This window comes from Aliikangiella sp. G2MR2-5 (assembly GCF_015687155.1).
Lineage (GTDB): Bacteria > Pseudomonadota > Gammaproteobacteria > Enterobacterales > Kangiellaceae > Aliikangiella.
The window spans coordinates 103,963-123,861 of sequence record NZ_JADPQF010000003.1 but is presented as its reverse complement, the minus strand read 5'-3'; the positions used below and the strand labels follow the sequence as shown (position 1 = coordinate 123,861).

Annotated in this window: 19 protein-coding genes; 3 read left to right on the top strand and 16 right to left on the bottom strand. The window is 41.9% G+C overall.

The annotated features are described in order from the left end of the window. Position 1: 1 nt before the first annotated feature. From nudE to gspC, 14 genes are all read right to left on the bottom strand, one after another. Entirely contained in the window at positions 2-571 is a 570-nt protein-coding gene (gene nudE, locus IYN84_RS11110; RefSeq protein ID WP_196139294.1) for an ADP compounds hydrolase NudE, read from the bottom strand. Then, the gene (yrfG, locus tag IYN84_RS11105; RefSeq protein ID WP_196139293.1) at positions 564-1,235 is read right to left on the bottom strand and encodes a GMP/IMP nucleotidase; all 672 of its coding nucleotides are present in this window, start codon (positions 1,233-1,235) and stop codon (positions 564-566) included. Before yrfG ends, nudE begins: the two co-directional genes overlap by 8 nt. 27 nt (positions 1,236-1,262) lie before the next feature. Then, positions 1,263-2,018, bottom strand: a complete 756-nt coding sequence (gene gspN / locus IYN84_RS11100; protein WP_196139292.1) for a type II secretion system protein N — start codon at positions 2,016-2,018, stop codon at positions 1,263-1,265. Between the two features lie 28 nt (positions 2,019-2,046). Beyond that, positions 2,047-2,526, bottom strand: a complete 480-nt coding sequence (locus IYN84_RS11095; RefSeq protein ID WP_196139291.1) for a type II secretion system protein M — start codon at positions 2,524-2,526, stop codon at positions 2,047-2,049. Between the two features lie 12 nt (positions 2,527-2,538). Then, positions 2,539-3,786 carry a type II secretion system protein GspL gene (gene gspL / locus IYN84_RS11090; protein WP_196139290.1) on the bottom strand — a complete coding sequence of 416 codons (1,248 nt, stop codon included), beginning with the start codon at positions 3,784-3,786 and terminating at the stop codon, positions 2,539-2,541. Continuing rightward, the gene (gene gspK / locus IYN84_RS11085; protein ID WP_196139289.1) at positions 3,786-4,865 is read right to left on the bottom strand and encodes a type II secretion system minor pseudopilin GspK; all 1,080 of its coding nucleotides are present in this window, start codon (positions 4,863-4,865) and stop codon (positions 3,786-3,788) included. The genes gspL and gspK overlap by 1 nt, the downstream gene beginning before the upstream one ends. 5 nt (positions 4,866-4,870) lie before the next feature. Continuing rightward, complete coding sequence (gspJ, locus tag IYN84_RS11080) at positions 4,871-5,530, bottom strand: type II secretion system minor pseudopilin GspJ (RefSeq protein ID WP_196139288.1); 660 nt, start codon at positions 5,528-5,530, stop codon at positions 4,871-4,873. After that, positions 5,527-5,946, bottom strand: coding sequence for a type II secretion system minor pseudopilin GspI (gene gspI / locus IYN84_RS11075; protein ID WP_196139287.1), 420 nt, complete (start codon positions 5,944-5,946; stop codon positions 5,527-5,529). Before gspI ends, gspJ begins: the two co-directional genes overlap by 4 nt. A gap of 19 nt (positions 5,947-5,965) precedes the next feature. Continuing rightward, positions 5,966-6,652, bottom strand: coding sequence for a Tfp pilus assembly protein FimT/FimU (locus IYN84_RS11070; protein ID WP_196139286.1), 687 nt, complete (start codon positions 6,650-6,652; stop codon positions 5,966-5,968). A 70-nt stretch (positions 6,653-6,722) separates the two neighbouring features. Further along, positions 6,723-7,178, bottom strand: coding sequence for a type II secretion system major pseudopilin GspG (gene gspG, locus IYN84_RS11065; protein ID WP_196139285.1), 456 nt, complete (start codon positions 7,176-7,178; stop codon positions 6,723-6,725). A 70-nt stretch (positions 7,179-7,248) separates the two neighbouring features. Beyond that, positions 7,249-8,472, bottom strand: a complete 1,224-nt coding sequence (gene gspF / locus IYN84_RS11060; protein WP_196139284.1) for a type II secretion system inner membrane protein GspF — start codon at positions 8,470-8,472, stop codon at positions 7,249-7,251. Positions 8,473-8,487: 15 nt separating this feature from the next. Continuing rightward, the gene (gspE, locus tag IYN84_RS11055) at positions 8,488-10,113 is read right to left on the bottom strand and encodes a type II secretion system ATPase GspE (protein WP_246722855.1); all 1,626 of its coding nucleotides are present in this window, start codon (positions 10,111-10,113) and stop codon (positions 8,488-8,490) included. 10 nt (positions 10,114-10,123) lie between these two features. Then, entirely contained in the window at positions 10,124-12,250 is a 2,127-nt protein-coding gene (gspD, locus tag IYN84_RS11050) for a type II secretion system secretin GspD (protein WP_210330409.1), read from the bottom strand. A gap of 2 nt (positions 12,251-12,252) precedes the next feature. Beyond that, positions 12,253-13,194 (bottom strand): type II secretion system protein GspC, encoded by a 942-nt coding sequence (gspC, locus tag IYN84_RS11045; RefSeq protein WP_196139283.1) that lies wholly within the window; start codon positions 13,192-13,194, stop codon positions 12,253-12,255. Between the two features lie 549 nt (positions 13,195-13,743). Between gspC and hslR the strand changes: the two genes are divergently transcribed. The 3 genes from hslR (at position 13,744) to IYN84_RS11030 (ending at position 17,578) form a co-directional block, all read left to right on the top strand. Next, positions 13,744-14,151, top strand: a complete 408-nt coding sequence (hslR, locus tag IYN84_RS11040; protein ID WP_196139282.1) for a ribosome-associated heat shock protein Hsp15 — start codon at positions 13,744-13,746, stop codon at positions 14,149-14,151. A gap of 335 nt (positions 14,152-14,486) precedes the next feature. Next, on the top strand, positions 14,487-16,571 hold the full coding sequence (gene fusA / locus IYN84_RS11035; protein WP_196139281.1) for an elongation factor G: 2,085 nt from the start codon (positions 14,487-14,489) through the stop codon (positions 16,569-16,571). 263 nt (positions 16,572-16,834) lie between these two features. Continuing rightward, positions 16,835-17,578, top strand: coding sequence for a hypothetical protein (locus tag IYN84_RS11030; RefSeq protein ID WP_196139280.1), 744 nt, complete (start codon positions 16,835-16,837; stop codon positions 17,576-17,578). Positions 17,579-17,987: 409 nt separating this feature from the next. Here IYN84_RS11030 and IYN84_RS21685 read toward each other — a convergent pair whose 3' ends face one another. After that, positions 17,988-18,740 carry a class I SAM-dependent methyltransferase gene (locus IYN84_RS21685; protein WP_196139279.1) on the bottom strand — a complete coding sequence of 251 codons (753 nt, stop codon included), beginning with the start codon at positions 18,738-18,740 and terminating at the stop codon, positions 17,988-17,990. 181 nt (positions 18,741-18,921) lie between these two features. Then, positions 18,922-19,797, bottom strand: a complete 876-nt coding sequence (locus IYN84_RS11020; RefSeq protein WP_196139278.1) for a LysR family transcriptional regulator — start codon at positions 19,795-19,797, stop codon at positions 18,922-18,924. Between the last annotated feature and the right edge of the window lie 102 nt (positions 19,798-19,899).

Below are 19,899 nucleotides of genomic sequence, written 5' to 3'. Positions count from 1 at the left end.
GTTAATATTGTTCTCCTTTCACTCCCTGTCTAAGTCGAACAACCAGTAACAGCGCAGCAATCGAGCGGGCTTCGGTAAAATGCTCATTTTCCAGTAGTTGGTCAACATTTTCGAGTGGCCACCTTACAACTTCCAATGGCTCCGGCTCATCACCTTCTAACTTTCTAATATAGAGAGACTCTGCCAGGAACAAATCCATGCGATGCGTAAAATATCCCGGCGCTAAAGTCATGTTTTTTAAGTGCGTTATCTTGCCTGCGCCAAGACCTACTTCTTCCATAAGCTCTCTGTTTGCAGCTTCCTCCAGTGTTTCTCCTTCATCTCGCAATCCTTTAGGAAAAGCAAGCTGGTAATCATTGGTTCCCGCTGAGTACTCACGAATCAAAATCAGTTCTTCATCTTCACTTATTGCAACAACCATCACTGCCCCGCTACCGCCAGAAACCATTCGCTCGTATGTTCGCTCGGCACCATTAGAGAACTTCAGCGCCAACTCTTCAACGCAAAAAATTCGAGTTTTTGCTGTGATTTTACGCGATAGTATTTGAGGTTTTTTGAAGACCTTATTCATTGTTAATAAACCGCAGGAAGTTATTTATTCTTTCAAATCGAGAATGCTCAATTGGAGGTCGAGTGGAGTCGGGCTGCAAAATGCCAAGCACTCTTTTAATACCATAATTCTGGGCAGACTCTAAGATACTCTCGCTATCATCAATAAACAATGTCCGATGCTTGTCGAAACCGTACCTGGACTCAAGAGCTAGCCAATAGGCTTGCTCTTCTTTTGGAAATCCAAACTCGTGAGAGCTTGATAAATCATTAAAATACTGATGAAAATCTGCGTTAAGCATTTTAATTTCCAGACTTTTAGGGTGGGCATTAGTGACCAGATAAACCTTTTTATTCATCTTATTAAGAAAAGACAAAAATTCTACCGCTCCGGTTCTAAAGGAAACTCGCTCGCCTACCGATTGCTTAAGCTCTGGAATATCTAATTGAAGTCGATCACTCCAGAAGTCGAGACAGTACCATTGTAGTTTTCCCTCAATTGCACCATAGCTATTCGCCAAATATAATTTGCTTTCCTCTAAAGAAAGAGCATTTTTCTTGGCATAAACTGTTGGCATAAACTCGAGCCAAAAATAATTATCGAAAGCCAAATCGAGTATAGTGCCATCCATATCAAGCAGAACAGTATCAATTAAACTCCAATCGACCAAGGGCTCACTAGACACAATATATTTCCATCAAGTTATTAGTAACTACTTAAACAGCTTTTGCTTGAATTTTATAGGAATTCGACCATTAGCTTCATTTCCATTCTTGTACATAGATACCGCCATTAACAATCCTTTGTCAATTTGGCTAGAAGCACTTCCTATAAACTCCAACTCTCCCGACTTGGCCAAAGTAACTTCACCTTGCAGATCAAGTATGTTTTTCCCTTTTTCCAGCCTTCCTTTAATATCACCATTTTTTTCATTGGTCATAAAGCGAACCGAAAAATCTCCTAATGACAAGTTTTGACCCGCAAAGTTTACCGATGCATTTCGCCAACGAGTAACGCCTTCAAGAAATGATGGCTTTCCTTTATCAATGGTTATATCTAGTTCTGATGTTGAAACATTTCCGCCAATTTTTGCACCCATTGTATTAACGAAATTTTCCAACAGTTTTGCATCGAAGCGAATATTCGCATTATTTACAGAGTGACTTATCTGGAAATTTTGATCTGCACTAAAAGTTAGACTGCCTTTAATGTCACCTTTACTAATATCCAGATCAACAGAGAACATTGCCCAGAAGAGAGGTAAAACTTTAATGTCATATTTAACATCTTCCAAGCTTAGCTTGCGAGCAGAAACAGATGCAATTTCCCCAGACCACAAAGTTCCAGAAAAGCCTCTCAACAATACCAGCTCTTGCTTTGATGATAAGTTTTTGATTAGCGATGCCGGTGCTAATATGATAATAAACACGACAAATAGTAACAAACCGATGAGTATTTTTTTCTTCATTATTTTCCCATTTGATCCGTAGCTTGCGCTAGCCTTTTCTAAGTTTTACATCGATGCTAATAAGACCGTTTCTGTCTTTACTCCGAATATTGACACTGGCAACCGAAACTTTGTATCGATTTCCAAGCTCTCCAATCCAGTTCATAAAATCATTAAATGGAACGTTATCGAACCAGACTTGAAGCTCTCCACTATTTTTTTCCTGGACTCTGGATACACGCAAATTAAATTGTCTGGTGGATGCTGTTACTACAGAGCTAAGCGATTGACTACTTGTCGCTCCGCTTCCTCTTCCACCACTCGCCAAAATCTTTGGAATAGAGTCAGACCATTGAGCGATTATTCTTTCCTGACCTTTAACTTTTGATTCAAGTTTTCCCACCTGGTCATTGATAGGTTTAACCAAAGCGAAAAATATCATAACCAACAAAATAAACACCGATAAGACAAGCACCAGTTTTTGTTCTTTTTCATCCAGGGATTCAAACCATTGTTTTAATTGTTCCATAATTTTCCCCTGTTATTTTTTAACAATAAAACGCGAGGAATAGCCTTCGCCACGTTGTGAAGCAGAGTTCATATCTACCTGAAATCCTGCCTGAATCAGTTGATCTCTATAATTATTCAAGGTAGCGTACTCTTTACCAATCAAATCCAGTCTTAATTCATTTCTTGCTGCATCATAACTAACATTTGTCGGATAGAGTTCACTAAAGCTCTTTATTTGAGATGTCACCGAGTCCAACATTTGGACAAAAGCATTATCACCCTGCCCACCAGCTAATTCACGCATTTTTGCTCTGATCTGTTTGTCAGCAGTTTTGGGCATTTTCCTACCAGGAAAAACCTGCTTCCACATAACCTCTTTTTGCCTTTCCAGCTGTTCTGACTTAGCCGACAAACTAAACCATTGAGAACCGGCCCAAACAATTTGCGCACACAAAACAACTGCAGCCACTGAGGAAATTTTTATTAAGAATTTTTTAAGGGGCGTATTTTCTTTTTTGGGCTCAAACTCTCCCTGTAAAAGATTAATACTCTTATGTTGTTGCTCACTCAGAAACTGCTTTACACTTTCCACCAGATTTAAGTTTGGAGCGAATCGACCGGCAGGTAATACCTGTTCAAACAACATATAATCATCTTCATTTTCACAAATGACTTCCAAAGGAATAGCCACAGGCATTTCCTCTTCACTCTCCAAAGCTTGCAATTGTTTTTGCACTATCCAGCTAAAATCAGAAGCAGTACAACGCCAACGCTCTCCGCTTTGCGCAACAACCAAAACATCTTCATTCAATAATACTGCCTGCATGCAGTCTTCAGAGGCTGGCAGTGTATCCAGATCGATAATGATACGACTAATCGAAATTTCTGCGTTCTTGAACCGTTTAATGAGCGAAGCAAAATAGGCAGAGTTGATTGCTCTGACTTCAATTTGATCCTTTGAGTTTTTTCCACCTAAAGCGATAAAGAGGTCATCAACAGCTTCTGCAACCTGCTCTTCTAACAAGTAAGGTACCGCTTTGCGTAGGTGTCTTTGTGCCTTTCCAGGAATCGAAACAGCATTATAATGGACATCATTACTGGAAATAATCAAGCTTACTTGAGCGCCTTCTGCCATTTCAGCAAGACAGTTGAGATCATCTTTTAAGATCTCATGACTCTCAAGCTGTGAAATAGCGCCACCACTATTAGACTCCCCTTCAGAAAGCCAGTAAAAGCTGTCGCTATTTTTATCACCCCAAAAAATCGTTAATTTTTTCATTACTCTCTACCAAAATAGCGAGACACAACCTTAAAGTTATTGTCGTCTTCTTTTTTAAATAAAGTTTTCATTTCAACTCGAGTTTTACCTATTTCCGCCTTGGCAGTCATTTGAAAATAATGACTGGTAACATCGAGATAGTCAGTGCTTGCAGCTTTTCCACTACTTCCCATAGCCTGAATGAAATCCTGTACATTCTCATATCCATCTTCGGGTCTATCAGATATAGCTTTACTAACGTCGCTAAGGCTATAACTATTGCTATTTTGAGTTGACGAGCTCGCGATGCTCAATACGGCATATACCAAAGCGGCACTTTCACCGGTTATCGTATTCACATTGATCTGATTAACTTGACTATCTGGCAATACACAAACATAAGGCCTTAACTGTTGATAGAGCTTTTGATCATACCCTTTTATTGTCATCAACTCACTTTCGTGTGCTATTAAACTATTTGCAGCCAGATACGGGAGCTCCAGACCTTGATAATAAGAATCTTCAGCATCTGATGCGCCAGAAGGCTCGCTATCTTCATCAACCCAGTCTTTTAACGCTTCAGCTAAATCCTTACCAATGCTATCAGAATCCTCTTTTACCTTCTCTATCAACTCTTCCAGTATTTTTTGCCCTGGGGTAGCGGCACCCTGACCACCGCTATTCAGATTATTACTATTGCTATTTTTACTGTTGTTTTGGTTTTTAGTTGACGCTTCCTCAGCAATGGTATTTAAATTAAAACAGCTCTGCATATCTTTAATCGACGCAGTCATAGCGCCACCATCAATGGGAAAGGTAATATCATCCTGCGCCCAGAGTTGTCCCAGGTGAACAGTATCGCCTTTTTCCGCTTCAAAAGCTTTTTTCAAATAAATTTTGGCCAACTCTTCCATACCAATCAAATAAGAATATGCCTGATCACGATTAATCAAGTTGGTACTTAATTGCTTTTGAAATCGAACCGTTTTAACCGATTCGACTACCATCACTATTACAACCGCGGCTATCAATACTACGGTCACCAGAGCTGTACCCTTTTGCCGAGCGGGGTTGCTTATTGTCCGTTTCGTAAATCTCACAGACCTTATCCTCGATCAGACTTTTCAATGCGATCGGATAAAGCAAAAACCCTTTCCAATTTACCGTAATCCGTTAACTCTAATTCAAACTTTACCCCGACAGGCAACGCTTGCGGATTGGCATCTTCACTCCCTTCATCTATTGGCCAATAATCATACCACTCCTCACCATCATAAAACTGAACTTTCATGGCTTCGACGTTTTCCAATAGCGGCCTTTTCAAAGCATTTTCTGCAACCATTCCATCAACATAAGGATAGCTAATTCGATAGAGCTGCTTACCTTCTATCGTATAGATTAAATGCTCCAAATTGGAACGAGGCAATAGGGCCGGGTTTCGCCGCCCCAACCGTGTCACACGCAGGTACGGAGCAGATGACTGCAGATCACTCTTCATCGCAGGTAAACGATCACCGAATTCGTCTCTTACCAGACGTGAAGTTAGCTGCTGCATATCTTGTGATATCAACAAAAATGCTCGCTGAACATCGTTTAATCTTTTGCCATCAACCTTGATCTTGTTACTGGTAGTAGTGGCGGTATTTAATATACTCAAAGCGCCGACGCCTATGACAGCCATTATTGCCATAGCGACCAGTATTTCGATCAAGGTAAACCCGTCTGATCGCATATTTTTTATTTGGTTGGCATTAGCGAGTTTCACTTTTCAACACCCGCTTCTTTCTTAGCAATAAAGCCAACAAAACGCGTTGCTGGCAGCTCGTCTGATTCTTCGTAACGTACTTCGATTTCGATCTGACGCAAATCTTTTTCCGTTGTTTTGCTCACCGTCTGTAACCAATACCAGGTTCTACCACGCATTTCAGCTTCGCCACGAGTTACCCCTGTATTCGGCCAGGTTCCAGCCATACGCACATTCGCCATTTGATTCAATGCTACCCAATGAGCAACAGTTCGAATTCCAATATCTACATGGGTGCGCGTTTGATCATTCAGATTTCTTAAAAGTAGAGTTACCGTTGTGCCAAATATCACCATAGCAATAAGCACTTCAAGCAAAGTAAAGCCCAATCTCTTGCTTTTCATTCCGCGCTGATAACCACTTTGCTTTCTATTCATTGGCAACCTGAATTCCACACTATTTTCCAGCGAGCGGTTCCTGTTCAAGGTAGTCGCTGTAATCCTCATTGATTTGATTAAACAAATCTCCCGGTAACGGCCCCTGATATTGCAGCTCCCCGGTGAGTGAACCTTTTACCCGAAAAAATACAGGTTCATCATCTTTACTTTGATAGGTCTCAACAGAAGCAAACGCAATCACAAACTCGTTTTGTTCGCCAGTTGATAAAAAATAAATCTGTGGCGGATCGACTTTTTCCTGCTCGTCTTCTTCTTCAAAAATATTGACGTCTTCTTCAAATATTTCAACATCGTCGTCTTGTGATGCAAAAACATTGTCGCCGTCAATTGCTACATTTACTTCAACAGTTTCAGGAAATTCATGCGAAGCCAGCTGCGGGTGGTCCGAGAGCAACTCCCACTGTGGAGGACGCGTATCATCTTCATCATTAAGATAGAGAAACTGATACTTTTCCTCATCAATATTCAGGCCATACTCTTTGCTTTCAATAATCGCCAGATCTCTGGCCATTTCAACTGCAGCGAGAAGACGTTGTGCTTCTTTTTTGGCAAACTTATTGCTGTCTCCACCTAAGTAGGGAATAGCAATTCCAGCAAGTAATGCTATCAGTGCCATGGCGATCAGAATTTCAAGCAAACTGAAGCCCGAAGGCCTTATCAATGTCTGTTTAAAATTCTTCTCCATAATTACGACTAACCTTAATTCGATTTAATCTGAAGCACACTTATCTGAAGCACACTTAAATGGTCAGAGATCAATCTTGCTGCTTTAATGCTTTGATCGCTTCGTCGACATTCCAGTTACCTATATCGGCAGCCATACCTTCGCCACCTTCTTCACCATCAGCGCCCAAAGAATAAATATCATACTCACCGTATTCTCCCGGATAAGCATATTGATATGGGTTCCCCCAAGGGTCATCTTTTAATTCAGGTAGATAGCCTCTGCGAGAATAGTTTTTTGGCTCCGGTGAAATTTCCGGCTTGGTAACCAGCGCCTCCAGTCCCTGCTCGGTAGTAGGCAATAAAAAATTATCTGCATGATATTGAATCAATGCCGAATTAATGACTTCAATATCACCTTTTAGTTTTTGAAAGTTCGCTTCTTCAGTTTTTCCCATAAACTGGCCAACCATGATTCCACCCAAAATTGCCATAATCGCCATGGCAACAAGAATTTCGAGTAACGAAAATCCAGACTGTTTTTGCATTTCTAATGAACCTCTTAAAAAATAAAAATAACTTACCTAACTTGCCTGTTATTGCTGAGGCAAAATTTCGCTAAGCGAGAGTGTCGCTCAACTGGAATACCGGTAACATGATGGCCAGCACGATTGTAAATACAAATCCCCCCATCACCAGGATCATCACCGGACCAATCATATTCATCATGGTGCTAACCAGGTTATCAAATTGTCTTTCCTGATTATCCGCTGCCTTATCAAGCATTTGTTCCAGCTCACCGGAGCTTTCTCCGCTGGCGATCATGTGCAGCATCATCGGAGGGAAATAACCACTTTGTTGTAAAGAAACTTTTAACCCTGCGCCTTCCCTGACTCTTACTGTTGCTTCCTTAACTGCACGCTTTAATTCTTCATTCGTCATAACGCTGCCGGCAATTTGCATTCCTTCTAGCAGCGGAACACTACTTTGATTGAGGATAGCGAGCGTTCGAGCAAATCGGGCGGAATTCATTCCTCTAACAACTTTACCAATGCCAAAGGCTCCCAGCTTCCACTTATCCCATTTAAGCCTCATTTTGGGATTACGCAGCGCGTATCGAAAGCCGATCACTAAACTAATAATGCCCCCAAGAGTCATCACTCCCCAGGCTTTAACAAACTCACTCATATCCAGGAGCACCTGAGTAATCCACGGAAGCTCTTGGCCCGACTTAGTAAAACTGCCGGTGATTTCCGGAACGACATATCCCAATAAGAACCCAACAATGGCGACACTGACAACGGTAAGAATTATCGGATAAACCAGAGCACCAGAAATTTTCGATTGAATTTCCTGACGAGATTCGGTGTAGTCTGCGAGTCTTTCCAGCACCAGATCGAGATGACCTGACTTTTCTCCCGCTGCAACCATAGCGCGAAATAATGGAGAGAATACTCCCGGATACTCACTTAGCGCATCCGCCATGGTATGCCCTTCAACGATCCGTGCGCGAATTCCAAGCAGCATACTGCGCTGTTTGGGCTTTTCACTTTGATCGGCAACAGCCTTAATGGTTTCTTCCACCGGAATGGCAGCACGAACTAAAGTCGCAACCTGTCTGGTTAAAAGAGCAAGATCAGAAGCGCTAATTTTCGTTTGAAAAAAACCGCCTGAGCCTGATTTACTTTTAGATTTTTTAGACTGAGTAACACTTTCCACTTCCAGTGGAATCATGTGTTTGTCTCGTAACAGTTGGCGAATTTGCCTTGGTGTATCGCCTTCCAGGATCCCTTTTTTCTGTTTGCCGGACTGGTCAAGTGCAATGTATTCAAATGCAGCCATAATCATTCAGCTCCATTAGTCTTCACGCGTAACGCGCAAAACTTCTTCAATTGTGGTAATCCCTTCGAGTACTCGATTCTTACCATCTTCGCGAATACTAAACCCTGTCTTACGAGCGTAACGCTCTATTTCCATTTCTCCTGCACCGTTATGAATTTTGTCACGCACCTCTTCATCAACTAACAAGAGCTCGAATATCCCCTGACGGCCTTTGTAGCCCAGGTTATTACACTCCGCACAGCCTCTAGCGTGATATATCGTGGGCGGATTTTGTCCATCATATCCCATCAGTTCACACTCTTTTTCATTGGCCGTAGCGGGTTCTTTACAGTTATCACAAAGTGTTCTTACAAGCCGCTGTGCCAGAACGCCTAATAAGCTTGATGAAAGTAAAAACGGCTCTACTCCCATATCTTGCAAACGAGTAACCGCACCGGCGGCGGTATTAGTGTGTAAAGTAGAAAGCACCAGGTGACCGGTCAAACTTGCCTGCACGGCTATTTGCGCGGTTTCAAGATCTCGAATTTCCCCAACCATCACTACATCCGGATCCTGACGAAGAATCGCCCTTAAACCTCTCGCAAAAGTCATATCAACTTTCGAATTAACCTGGGTCTGTCCAATACCATTAAGTAAATATTCGATCGGATCCTCAACCGTTAAAATATTTCTTGAAGAATGATTAAGTAGAGTCAAGCCGGCATAAAGCGTTGTCGTTTTACCAGAGCCTGTCGGCCCGGTAACCAGAATAATCCCATGAGGTTTATGCAAAATACTGCTCATTTTATCCATCAATTCTTGCGGCATTCCAAGGTGAGAAAAATCAAGACGGCCTGCCTGCTTATCCAGCAGACGCATAACAACTCGCTCACCATGACTTGATGGAATAGTGGAAACACGAACATCCACGCCACGATTAGCAATTTTTAATGCGATACGACCATCCTGAGGAACTCGTTTTTCGGCAATATCCAGCTTAGCCATAACTTTTATCCGCGACACAAGAAGGGGCGCCAACTTCTTACTGGGACTTAGTACTTCACGCAACACCCCATCAACCCGAAAACGAACTTTTAAATCATGCTCAAAAGTTTCCACATGAATATCTGAAGCATTGACTTTTATCGCTTCGGTTAATAGTGCATTAATTAACTTAATTATTGGAGCGTCATCATCAGCTTCCAGTAGATCTTCAGTTTCCGGCATTTCTTCTGCGAGTCGGAAAAGATCCATATCATCGCCAATATCTTCCATCGCAGCCATAGCTTCACCAGAGTTATCCTGATAGACCTCTGATAGAACAGCTTCGAATTGCTCATCGCTTTCGACTTCGGTAAAACGCATTTGAGTGCCTGCAAACCGACGCGCTTCAGCAATAGCCTTTAATTCAGTATCTTTTTTTACTACCGCATCAATAATGCTTGAAGGAGCTTCACCTTCTGGTGTTAGTCGAAAAACAATGCCATGTCGTTTAGCAAAAGAGAAAGGTAACTTGCGACCAATACCATCACCAGTCTTATCTTCGACCTCAAACTCAGCGTCTTCTGCACTCCGTTCAACAAGTGCTTGCGCTTCACTATCAAGCTCGTCAATTACTTGTTGCGAAGGCTCTTTTTGCTGCATAAATTCACTTACCGACATAACCGCTTTCCTATTCCTCTGAAGCGCCGTCTTGGTCAGACTGCCCAGCTCTTTGCTCAAGCATTTTAGCTTCTTGTTCAAGGTCGTGTTCTTTCAGCGACTCTTCAAAAGAAGGAGGTAGTGCTAGCTGGTCATCCCATTTGGGCAATACCGCAGGGTCGGCTGAAGGCATCAGAGAAACGCCACGATCTTTCCAGATTAACTGTTGTGCCCGCATATAGTTATATTTGCGTGAACTAACAAAATCACTACTTTGAATATCGTCCAAAATAGTGGGGCGAATAAACACCATTAAGTTTCTTTTACTTTTTGTGGTCGCACTTGAAGAAAACAGATTCCCCAGAATTGGAATATCTCCCAGAACCGGCACTTTCTGAGAACTTTCCTGAATATTGTCATCAATTAAACCGCCAAGAACAATGGTCTGTCCGTCGCCCACCAGAACCGCAGTCTTAATCTGGCGTTTATTAGTCACTATATCCGCGCCAGTCGCTCCGGCGATGCTGGAAACTTCCTGCTCAATGGTAAGGCGAACAGCACTTCCTTCGTTGATTTGAGGTGTAATTTTTAACTTAACACCTACATCTTTTCGCTCAACACTCTGGAAAGGATTGGAGTTATTGTTGCCGAGAGTAGAGCCGGTAATAATCGGAACTTCCTGACCGATACTAATCGAAGCTTCTTCATTATCCAGAGTCGTAATACTTGGCGTAGAAAGAACATTGGAGTCCGTATCGGTAGCCAGTACTTTAACCAATGCAGCCCATGACTGTTCGGGGTCGACATAGCCAAATAGAGCACCACTAACCCCGGAAAGAATCTCACCTAATGCTGCACCGTTATCACCGTTGCTAGGCGGAGTCTCGGTCACAATATTGCCGTCGATAATAGTCGTAGTGGTTCCTTGATCCTGACCATTATAAGCAAGCGCACCAGCACCTACTTGCGCAATTGAGGGAGAGCCATTGGTGAAATTAATGAGACCAGCTTCAGTAGCCCATTGCACACCGAGTTCCTTAACTTTACCTTCCGAAACCTCAACAATAATCGCTTCAACGTGAACCTGTTTTCGACGTAAATCCAATTGTGCAATAACTGACTCAAATGAGCGCATTAAATCTGGTGGCGCAGTAATTACCAACGAGTTAGTTTCGGCATGCGCTTTAATTGAATAAAGCTTGTCATTGCCACCGCGACCGCCGCGACGAGGCGCATCCTTAGACTCTTCCTGCTCAATGGACTCACCAACGCCTTCGAGCAAAGTTGCAAGCTCTTCTGCGTTAGCATATTTCAGATAGATAACCTTGGTATTACCATTATTATCAATTTCAGAATCAAGCCGGGCAATTAGAGCTCTAAGTCTTAAAGAAGCTTTTTTATCTGCACTTAATAAAATACTGTTAGTCCGTTCATCTGCAACAAACTTAGGTTTGCTTGTTTCAGGACCTTTAGCGTTACCGCTTTGTTTTTCAAGAGCTTCCAAAATTCGAACGACTTCTCCCGCAGATGCATGTTGTAACGGGATCACTTCAATTTCTTCATTACTTTCTTTGTCAATTTGACGGATGATTTTCACAATACGCTCAAGATTTGCTGCAGTATCATGAATAACCATGACATTAGTCGGTTTGTACTGAGCCATATGACCCTGTGTTGAAATTAAAGTACGCAGAAGCGGAACTAATTGGCCAACATCAACATTATCGACCTTGATAACTCGAGTTACTAATTGGTCACCCTTGTATCGTTTTCCTCCGGCCTCAAAAACGGGTACAGCGTCCTGCTTTGCCGCTTGCAATTGCTCTATTTTGTAAACGCCATTAGTTTCAACAGCAGAAAACTGATGAACATTCAATACGCTTAAAAATAGCGCAAAAATTTCATCCTCATCCATTTCATGTTGAGAGATTACCGTTACTTTTTTATTTTTGACTCTGGGATCAATAATAAAAGTTTTTCCGGTAATTCGACTGACACTTTCAATAAAAACTTCAATGTCAGTATCCTTCAGGTTCAGCGTTGCTTTTGCCGCCCATACCGATGAGGAAGTTAACGCTAACGCCAACATCAGACCAATAGCACGGAATAATTTGCAACCTGCTCGTTTTCTGGTTTTGTTATCTCTAGCTAAACCCACTGTTACAATCCTACTTTCTCATTTAAATTTAGTAATAAACTCAACTGCTCATCGCCTCGTTGAATTTCGATATTCATTTCGCTCATGGACTTCATATCACTCATTAGCGACATAGCTTCTTGCATACTGGTTAATTGCACGCCATTAACCGAGGTCACAATGTCTCCACGTCTTAATCCTAACTCCTGGAATAGTCGCCGATCTTTTCCGGGCGAAATTTCAAATCCTTTGAGCTCACCATCGACCATATGCGGACGACCATTAATAATATCCGCCATACTCGCCGGATCTCGTTCGAACTGATCCTTATATCGATTTAGTTGCTGGCTGAGTCTTTGATTATTACGCTTATCTTCGACTTTCTTATCGTCTGACTCTTTCAACTCACCTTTTGTCTCAATAATGGCTGTATTTGGCAGTTTTTCGGTATCAAGTGTTAACGCTTCTCTCCTGCCATTAGTTTCCAGAATAACCTTGTCAACATAAACCTGACGCAAATAAACGCGCCCACTGACCTCAAGCTTCTCGTCAATAAAATAAACCGCCTGTTGCCCCCGACTATCCTCAATAATCGCATTTGCCTTGGAGGGAGTATCAGCCGCGTAAATGCCTCGCAGTTTCAGGTTGAGCTTGGTTTCTTCAATATTTTCCTTGGGTAGCTCCCTGACTTCTTCCTGCTTAACCAGAGAACCGAAAATATTGCGATTGATGATAGAAGAAACATCAATTTGATCTAACGACTTTTGTCCTCGATTGATAGCGACCTTAACTGGCTTGGCTTCACTTGTATCGGAAAAGTAGTCTACCCAGACCCAGAAGATTCTGGCCATTAATAGCGCGACCATAAATACGCCTAGCCACTGAATACAATTGCCCCAGAAAGCGTAGTTTGTTAACCAGTTTGTCGATTTCAACTGAGATAGGTTCATCTTGTCCAACATCATTTTCACTGTCTCCCTGGTACTACAGATAGTCAATTCTGAACCGACAGTGTTATTTTTTTTATTAAATATATACGACTAAGCGCACTCATTATAAATCACGAGGCTCTTTATCACTTAACTAGAGCCATGTCCCACAATCTTATCCAACTTCCTAAAATTTACCGCTGCAAGCCTGATCAGCAATTATTGACGCCGACCCTGGCCAATCTATCAATGCATGTTACACTCTTAGCTGTTAGCCTACTAGAGGCAAGGCTGCGGAATACTTCGCTTCGTCAAAATTAATGACAATGGCAAGCTAATTCGAAAGCAGCGCCGTATTGAACTAACCCGGTATTGCACTAAATAGAGCGCTTCCCTGCTTCTACAGATACACACGATACTTATTCTCTGTAAACGTACTTTGCAGTGAAGGGGGTCAAAGAATATCAAATAAAGCGGTTTGGTTGTAACTTTTTGGCCAGAGTGTGGGAATATGTCACAGGAAAGACAAAGAATTGCAATTTTTAATCAAAGAAATCAGGTAAATCAGTAAGTTAGATAATCTCCATGAAAGATAATGATGTAAAAGTCAGGCTAGACAAGTGGCTTTGGGCGTGTCGCTTTTATAAAACTCGGGCACTGGCGAAAGCGGCCATAGAGGGCGGAAAAGTTCATTACGATGGACAAAAACCTAAGCCGGGCAAAATCGTTCAGCTCGAAGACACAATCAAATTGCGCCAAGGATTTGATGAAAAAACAGTTATTGTCAAAGAACTTTCTGAAAACCGGGGTCCAGCCAGGGTTGCGCAAACCCTCTATAAAGAAACTGAAGATAGCATCAGGAAACGAGAAGACCTGGCACAGATGCGCAAACTCTCGGCGCCTGTTCAAACTAAACGTCCGGATAAAAAGCAACGTCGCTTGATTCACCGCTTTAAAAATATACATGATTATAATCCAGACAATGAAAGCTAGGCTTAAACAAAGAGTAATTGCTTACATACATCTCTCCAAAAATAGGCTTTAACTCTATCAGAAGTAGCATTCATAGGTGCCTCTCTTCTCTGCTTAAACCATTTTTAGCGAGCAACTGAATTTTGTTTAATTTTTATGCAAGATCAAAATAGCCGCAGACAAATAACTAGTGTATAATGCGCGCCTTTCGCGATTTGCGCCCTTAGGGTCTGTGGATCTTTGGTGAGGCGTTAGCGCTTGTGAGAATTGCATCACAGCGACTTCACTGACGATTCAGCAAAGAGCAACAGGCCCTAAAATTTAAGAGTATTTTTTCAACTTTATAGAGTAGAACAATGGCTGATTTATCTAAATACAGAAATATAGGCATTTTCGCTCACGTTGACGCGGGTAAAACCACCACAACTGAGCGTATCTTGAAGCTTACCGGTAAGATCCACAAAACTGGTGAAGTACATGACGGTGAGTCAACAACTGACTTCATGGAGCAGGAAGCAGAGCGTGGTATTACCATCCAGTCAGCTGCAACAACCTGTTTCTGGAAAGATCATCGAATGAATATCATCGATACCCCCGGACACGTTGACTTCACAGTTGAAGTATATCGTTCTCTTAAAGTTCTTGATGGCGGTGTTGGTGTTTTCTGTGGTTCTGGTGGTGTTGAGCCTCAGTCGGAAACAAACTGGCGTTATGCGAATGAATCTGAAGTTGCTCGTATTATCTTCGTTAACAAACTGGACCGTATGGGTGCAGATTTCTACCGCGTTGTAGAGCAAGTTAAAAACGTTCTTGGTGCTAACCCGCTAGTTATGACTCTGCCTATTGGCATCGAAGATGACTTCGTTGGCGTTGTTGATGTATTAAGCCAAAAAGCCTACGTTTGGGATGATTCAGGCCTTCCTGAAAACTACGAAGTTCAGGATATTCCTGCAGACCTGGTCGACAAAGCAGCAGAATACCGTGAAATGTTAATCGAAACTGCGGTTGAGCAAGACGACGAACTGATGGAAAAATATCTTGAAGGTGAAGAGCCTTCAATGGAAGACATCAAGCGCTGTATCCGTAAAGGAACTCGTGATCTGGCTTTCTTCCCTACTTACTGTGGTTCTGCATTCAAAAACAAAGGTGTTCAGCTAGTTCTCGACGCAGTTGTTGATTATCTGCCAGCTCCAACAGAAGTTGATCCACAACCTTTGACTAATGAAGAAGGTGAAGAAACTGGTGAGTTTGCGACTGTTTCTGCAGATGAGCCACTACGAGCACTAGCGTTTAAAATCATGGATGACCGTTTCGGCGCCTTGACCTTTATCCGTATCTACTCTGGTGTAATGAAGAAAGGTGATACCGTTCTTAACTCTTACACAGGTAAAACCGAACGTATCGGCCGTATGGTAGAAATGCATGCTAACGAGCGTACTGAGTTAGACCGCGCGCAAGCCGGTGATATCATCGCGGTTGTTGGTATGAAAAACGTACAAACAGGTCACACACTTTGTGATCCGAACAAGCCTTGTACACTTGAGCCTATGGTATTCCCAGACCCAGTTATCTCTATCGCTGTTAAGCCAAAAGATAAAGGCGGCAGTGAGAAAATGGGTATTGCTATCGGTAAAATGGTTGCAGAAGATCCATCATTCGTCGTTGAATCCGATGAAGAAACTGGTGAAACTATTCTTAAAGGTATGGGTGAACTTCACCTTGATATCAAGGTTGATATCCTGAAGCGTACCTACGGCGTTGAGCTTGAAGTTGGTAAACCACAGGTTGCTTACCGTGAAACCATCACTCAGGCAATCGAAGACAGCTACACTCACAAGAAACAGTCTGGTGGTTCTGGTCAGTTTGGTAAAATCGACTACCGCATCCGTCCTGGTGAGCCAGGAACTGGTTTCAAATTTGAATCTACCGTTGTTGGTGGTAACGTTCCTCGTGAATTCTGGCCTGCAGTTGAGAAAGGTTTCAAAAGCATGATGGATCAAGGTGTTTTGGCTGGCTTCCCGGTTCAAGATATCGAAGTTGAGCTGTTCGACGGTGGATTCCATGCCGTTGACTCGAGTGCAGTTGCTTTCGAAATCGCAGCAAAAGGCGCTTTCCGTCAATCTGTACCAAAAGCGGGTCCTCAGTTGATTGAGCCAATCATGAAAGTTGACGTATTTACGCCGGAAGATCACGTTGGTGACGTAATCGGTGACTTGAACCGTCGTCGTGGCATGATCAAGTCTCAGGAAGCTGGCGTAACTGGCGTTCGTATTAAAGCAGATGTCCCGCTTTCAGAAATGTTCGGTTACATCGGTCACTTACGTACTATGACTTCAGGTCGTGGTCAATTCTCTATGGAATTCTCTCACTACCTGCCATGTCCTAACAGCGTTGCTGAAGAAGTAATCGCTGAAGTTAAGGCACGTAACGAAGCAAAATAAGAATTGAAGTTCTAACACTTAAGAGCTGAGTTCTAATAAATAACCCTGACAGTGAAAACTGCCGGGGTTATTTTTTGCCCGTGTAAATTTAAAGCATCTAAAATCCTTTCAAGCCCAAAAATCTCCAGAAGAGAACATTTAATTCAAAACCTGCTTCTGTCGGTCGCCGAAGAAAGCGCTAACGACTCTTTTTGATAACGACCAGGAATTACTGAACTACACTTTATTAACAGCCTACTGCTATCTTAAGTCTGAACGTTTTCATGTCTATAAAGTACCGCTTTAAATTTAGTGACAACACTGAAGAAGAAATTGAGTTAAAACTTTCTTCCCAGGATCTACACTTAACAAACGAACTGCCTGATCAACTGCCAGAATGGACAAAACTGGATTACCACCAGTGCTCTCACTGTCCACTCAACAAGGAAGAAAATCCAGACTGCCCTCTTAGTACCAACCTGATCAAGATTGTTCAGCTGTTTGAACGCGTTGTCTCATACGACGAAATAGATGTAGAAGTAATAACTCCGGAAAGAACTATATCTCAACGCACCACAGCACAAAGAGGACTTAGCCCGATAATGGGCCTGGTTGTAGCTACCAGCGGCTGTCCCTATACCAGCTTTTTTAAACCGATGGCGCACTTTCACCTGCCTTTTGCTGGTGAAGAGGAAACGCTCTTTCGTGCCGTCTCAACCTACCTGATCGCCCAATACTTTATTGCCAAAGACGGAGGGACGCCGGATCTGGAGCTGGAAGGGCTCAAAAAAATTTACGATGACATCCGCAAAGTAAACAAATCTATTGCAGAAAGGTTACGTGCCGCCAGCCAAGCTGACGCCTCTACCAATGCAATCATTCTTCTGGATATGTTTGCTAAAGCGGCGCCATATATTATTGAAGAAAGTCTGGAAGAGTTCAGGTATTTATTTGAGCCTTATTTTTCGATGGTGGAGAAAAATAATAAAAGTGACAATAGCTCTTCTAGTATACTGAGCGATCATTAGATCATTTTTCAATCAACAAACTCTGACGGCGAGCCGTCAATTTTCTTATCGAATCGATGTCAAACTAAACTATAGTGAACACTACTTAATCAGAATGAAGTGTGGTAAAAAATACTTTCAGAGCTTCAGTATGACTAATAGCTAAGCCATAAATCTCCAAATAAGCAAGATTTTGTATTCAACAATATAGATTAATAAAAACAATCCGAAGGCTGATTTTAAGAGGTTGAGATACTTAAGCTACTGATGAAAAGGTTTGTTTAATTTCTACTTTCCTTGGCAGGCCTTTCTAACGAATTCGCTACTTTACCTATTCAAATTTTTCAGAAGAAAGCATTGAGAAAAAATGGAGTCCGTCCCACTTTAATACGTTCTCAAAAACAACCTAAAAATACAACAACCTCAAAGCCTAATTCAGTACACCTTCGATCAAAAAGAATTTCTTTCCATGATTATTTGCCAGAAATGTATCGACTTCCATTTCCTTAAAACAGTTTTGGTATCGCTCAAAAACTTCAGCTTCATTTTTAAAATGGCGAACATGTGAAGTGTACGGAAAATTGGGTACCGTCCCATAAAACTTGGTTCCAGATTTGATTCTCTTTAGGACTTCCAGATCCCCTTCTACATGCTCCAAAAATTCGGTACAAATGACAGCATTGTAATCCAGTTCATTGAATAACTCAGTTTTAAAGGCATCCTGCAAACTAAAATCAAAACCTTCACAATTTTTTTTCGCCTGCTCTATTCTCTTTGGACTGAAGTCGAACCCATGATATTTTGAAATACCCTTGTCTTTTAGCAAGTTGGCAAGTTGTCCTGTTCCGCAACCAACTTCTAATAAAGAGTCATATTGAGATTTAGAAATTCGATCGGCTATTACCGTCCATAAAAAATAATATTTTGATAACGAGTAATGTTTTTTCCAATGTGCATGATTGTCAAACGACGAATCATACCAATCAGCTCCTTTTTCTTCGCCTTTAATTTTGTTTTTAGCTTGTTTGGCAGTATTTTTATTAACCCGTTGTTTCTTTTCGACTTGTGGTGTTTTATTTTTCTCTATTTGAGGCACATCCTTTTTGTTTAATAACGCTTTCCCACCTTCCCAAATGATTGGCGGAGTGATTGACTTAATAATTTTTTTAATATTATTTCTCACCACAGATCCTTAAAGTAATAAATTAATAAAAAGGGGGGTTCAGGCCCAAAATCGTTGACAGGTCGCCACTATGAAACTTATTAATTTATATCGAATTACCGTGACAACTGTGCAGAAGCATTATACTTTTACGCTACAGAGGAGTACAGGCGAAGTTAAAAACGTATTTATCAGTACATCATCAACTTATTTCATATGGAGATAAATCAAAATGCTCAATTTTATTTACTCTGCAAACATCAATCACACTGGATAACGCTTTATCCATTTCAGCTTCCCTGGACCAGGCTAGTCCAATGATTCGATCAAACTGCATCCCTTTGATTTTCACCAAGGGCAATTGCTGAGTATTGTAAAAACTCGGATGATCCGGGACAACAGCCGCACCAACGCCTGCAGCCACCAGCTCTACAGCGTATTCAACGGTTCTTATACGTGCTCTAATATTCATTTTAATATCCTTCGGCTCCATTTTTCGCATCAAAGTACGGGTCACCAGGCTTGGACTTCTCAGGATAAAGTTAAGACCGTTCAGATCTTCAAGTTCGAGTTCAGATTTATAACTCAATGAATGACCCGGCGGCAAAGCCATAAGAAACTCATCTCGCCAGAAAGGCATGAATATTTCACCCGGCTTCACCATATTTGCGGCAATGATCCTGGCTTCACAAGCTAGCTTTTCTGCATCAACCAGCGTTAGCTCGAGACCATCTACCGAATCAATAATTTCTTTAATCAAATGACTCATACGTACCGCGCCAAGTGCCGGAACTACACCCAGGCGAAAAGGCTGGATCGCCGCTTTTTGCTGAAAAATCTGTTTTATTGAACGAGCCTGGCCGGTGAGCTGTTTGGATAACGGATATAGCCTGTGACCCGCATCGGTAGGAGTGACCCCACGGGTATGACGAACGAAAAGCTGCTCTCCAAGATAATACTCAAGATTCTGTATTGCTGCTGATATTGATGGCTGGGACACAAAGCAATGCTTTGCCGCTGCGCTAATACTTTCCAGCTCATAAGTCGACTCAAAATACCTTAATTCTCTTAGATCCATTCTTCTACAGCCTTTATGAATGAGTGCTTTTTGATATCACAATTTCCTATATCCAGTATACACAAACAATATTATTCCTTTGACGGGCAAAAAGCTATAGTG

What these genes read in the sequence shown, in the direction of transcription:
- nudE (WP_196139294.1), bottom strand. Translation starts at nt 571, where the DNA reads ATGAATAAGGTCTTCAAAAAACCTCAAATACTATCGCGTAAAATCACA.
- gspN (WP_196139292.1), bottom strand. Translation starts at nt 2,018, where the DNA reads ATGAAGAAAAAAATACTCATCGGTTTGTTACTATTTGTCGTGTTTATT.
- IYN84_RS11095 (WP_196139291.1), bottom strand. Translation starts at nt 2,526, where the DNA reads ATGGAACAATTAAAACAATGGTTTGAATCCCTGGATGAAAAAGAACAA.
- gspL (WP_196139290.1), bottom strand. Translation starts at nt 3,786, where the DNA reads ATGAAAAAATTAACGATTTTTTGGGGTGATAAAAATAGCGACAGCTTT.
- gspI (WP_196139287.1), bottom strand. Translation starts at nt 5,946, where the DNA reads ATGAATAGAAAGCAAAGTGGTTATCAGCGCGGAATGAAAAGCAAGAGA.
- IYN84_RS11070 (WP_196139286.1), bottom strand. Translation starts at nt 6,652, where the DNA reads ATGGAGAAGAATTTTAAACAGACATTGATAAGGCCTTCGGGCTTCAGT.
- gspG (WP_196139285.1), bottom strand. Translation starts at nt 7,178, where the DNA reads ATGCAAAAACAGTCTGGATTTTCGTTACTCGAAATTCTTGTTGCCATG.
- gspF (WP_196139284.1), bottom strand. Translation starts at nt 8,472, where the DNA reads ATGGCTGCATTTGAATACATTGCACTTGACCAGTCCGGCAAACAGAAA.
- gspE (WP_246722855.1), bottom strand. Translation starts at nt 10,113, where the DNA reads ATGTCGGTAAGTGAATTTATGCAGCAAAAAGAGCCTTCGCAACAAGTA.
- gspC (WP_196139283.1), bottom strand. Translation starts at nt 13,194, where the DNA reads ATGATGTTGGACAAGATGAACCTATCTCAGTTGAAATCGACAAACTGG.
- hslR (WP_196139282.1), top strand. Translation starts at nt 13,744, where the DNA reads ATGAAAGATAATGATGTAAAAGTCAGGCTAGACAAGTGGCTTTGGGCG.
- fusA (WP_196139281.1), top strand. Translation starts at nt 14,487, where the DNA reads ATGGCTGATTTATCTAAATACAGAAATATAGGCATTTTCGCTCACGTT.
- IYN84_RS11030 (WP_196139280.1), top strand. Translation starts at nt 16,835, where the DNA reads ATGTCTATAAAGTACCGCTTTAAATTTAGTGACAACACTGAAGAAGAA.
- IYN84_RS11020 (WP_196139278.1), bottom strand. Translation starts at nt 19,797, where the DNA reads ATGGATCTAAGAGAATTAAGGTATTTTGAGTCGACTTATGAGCTGGAA.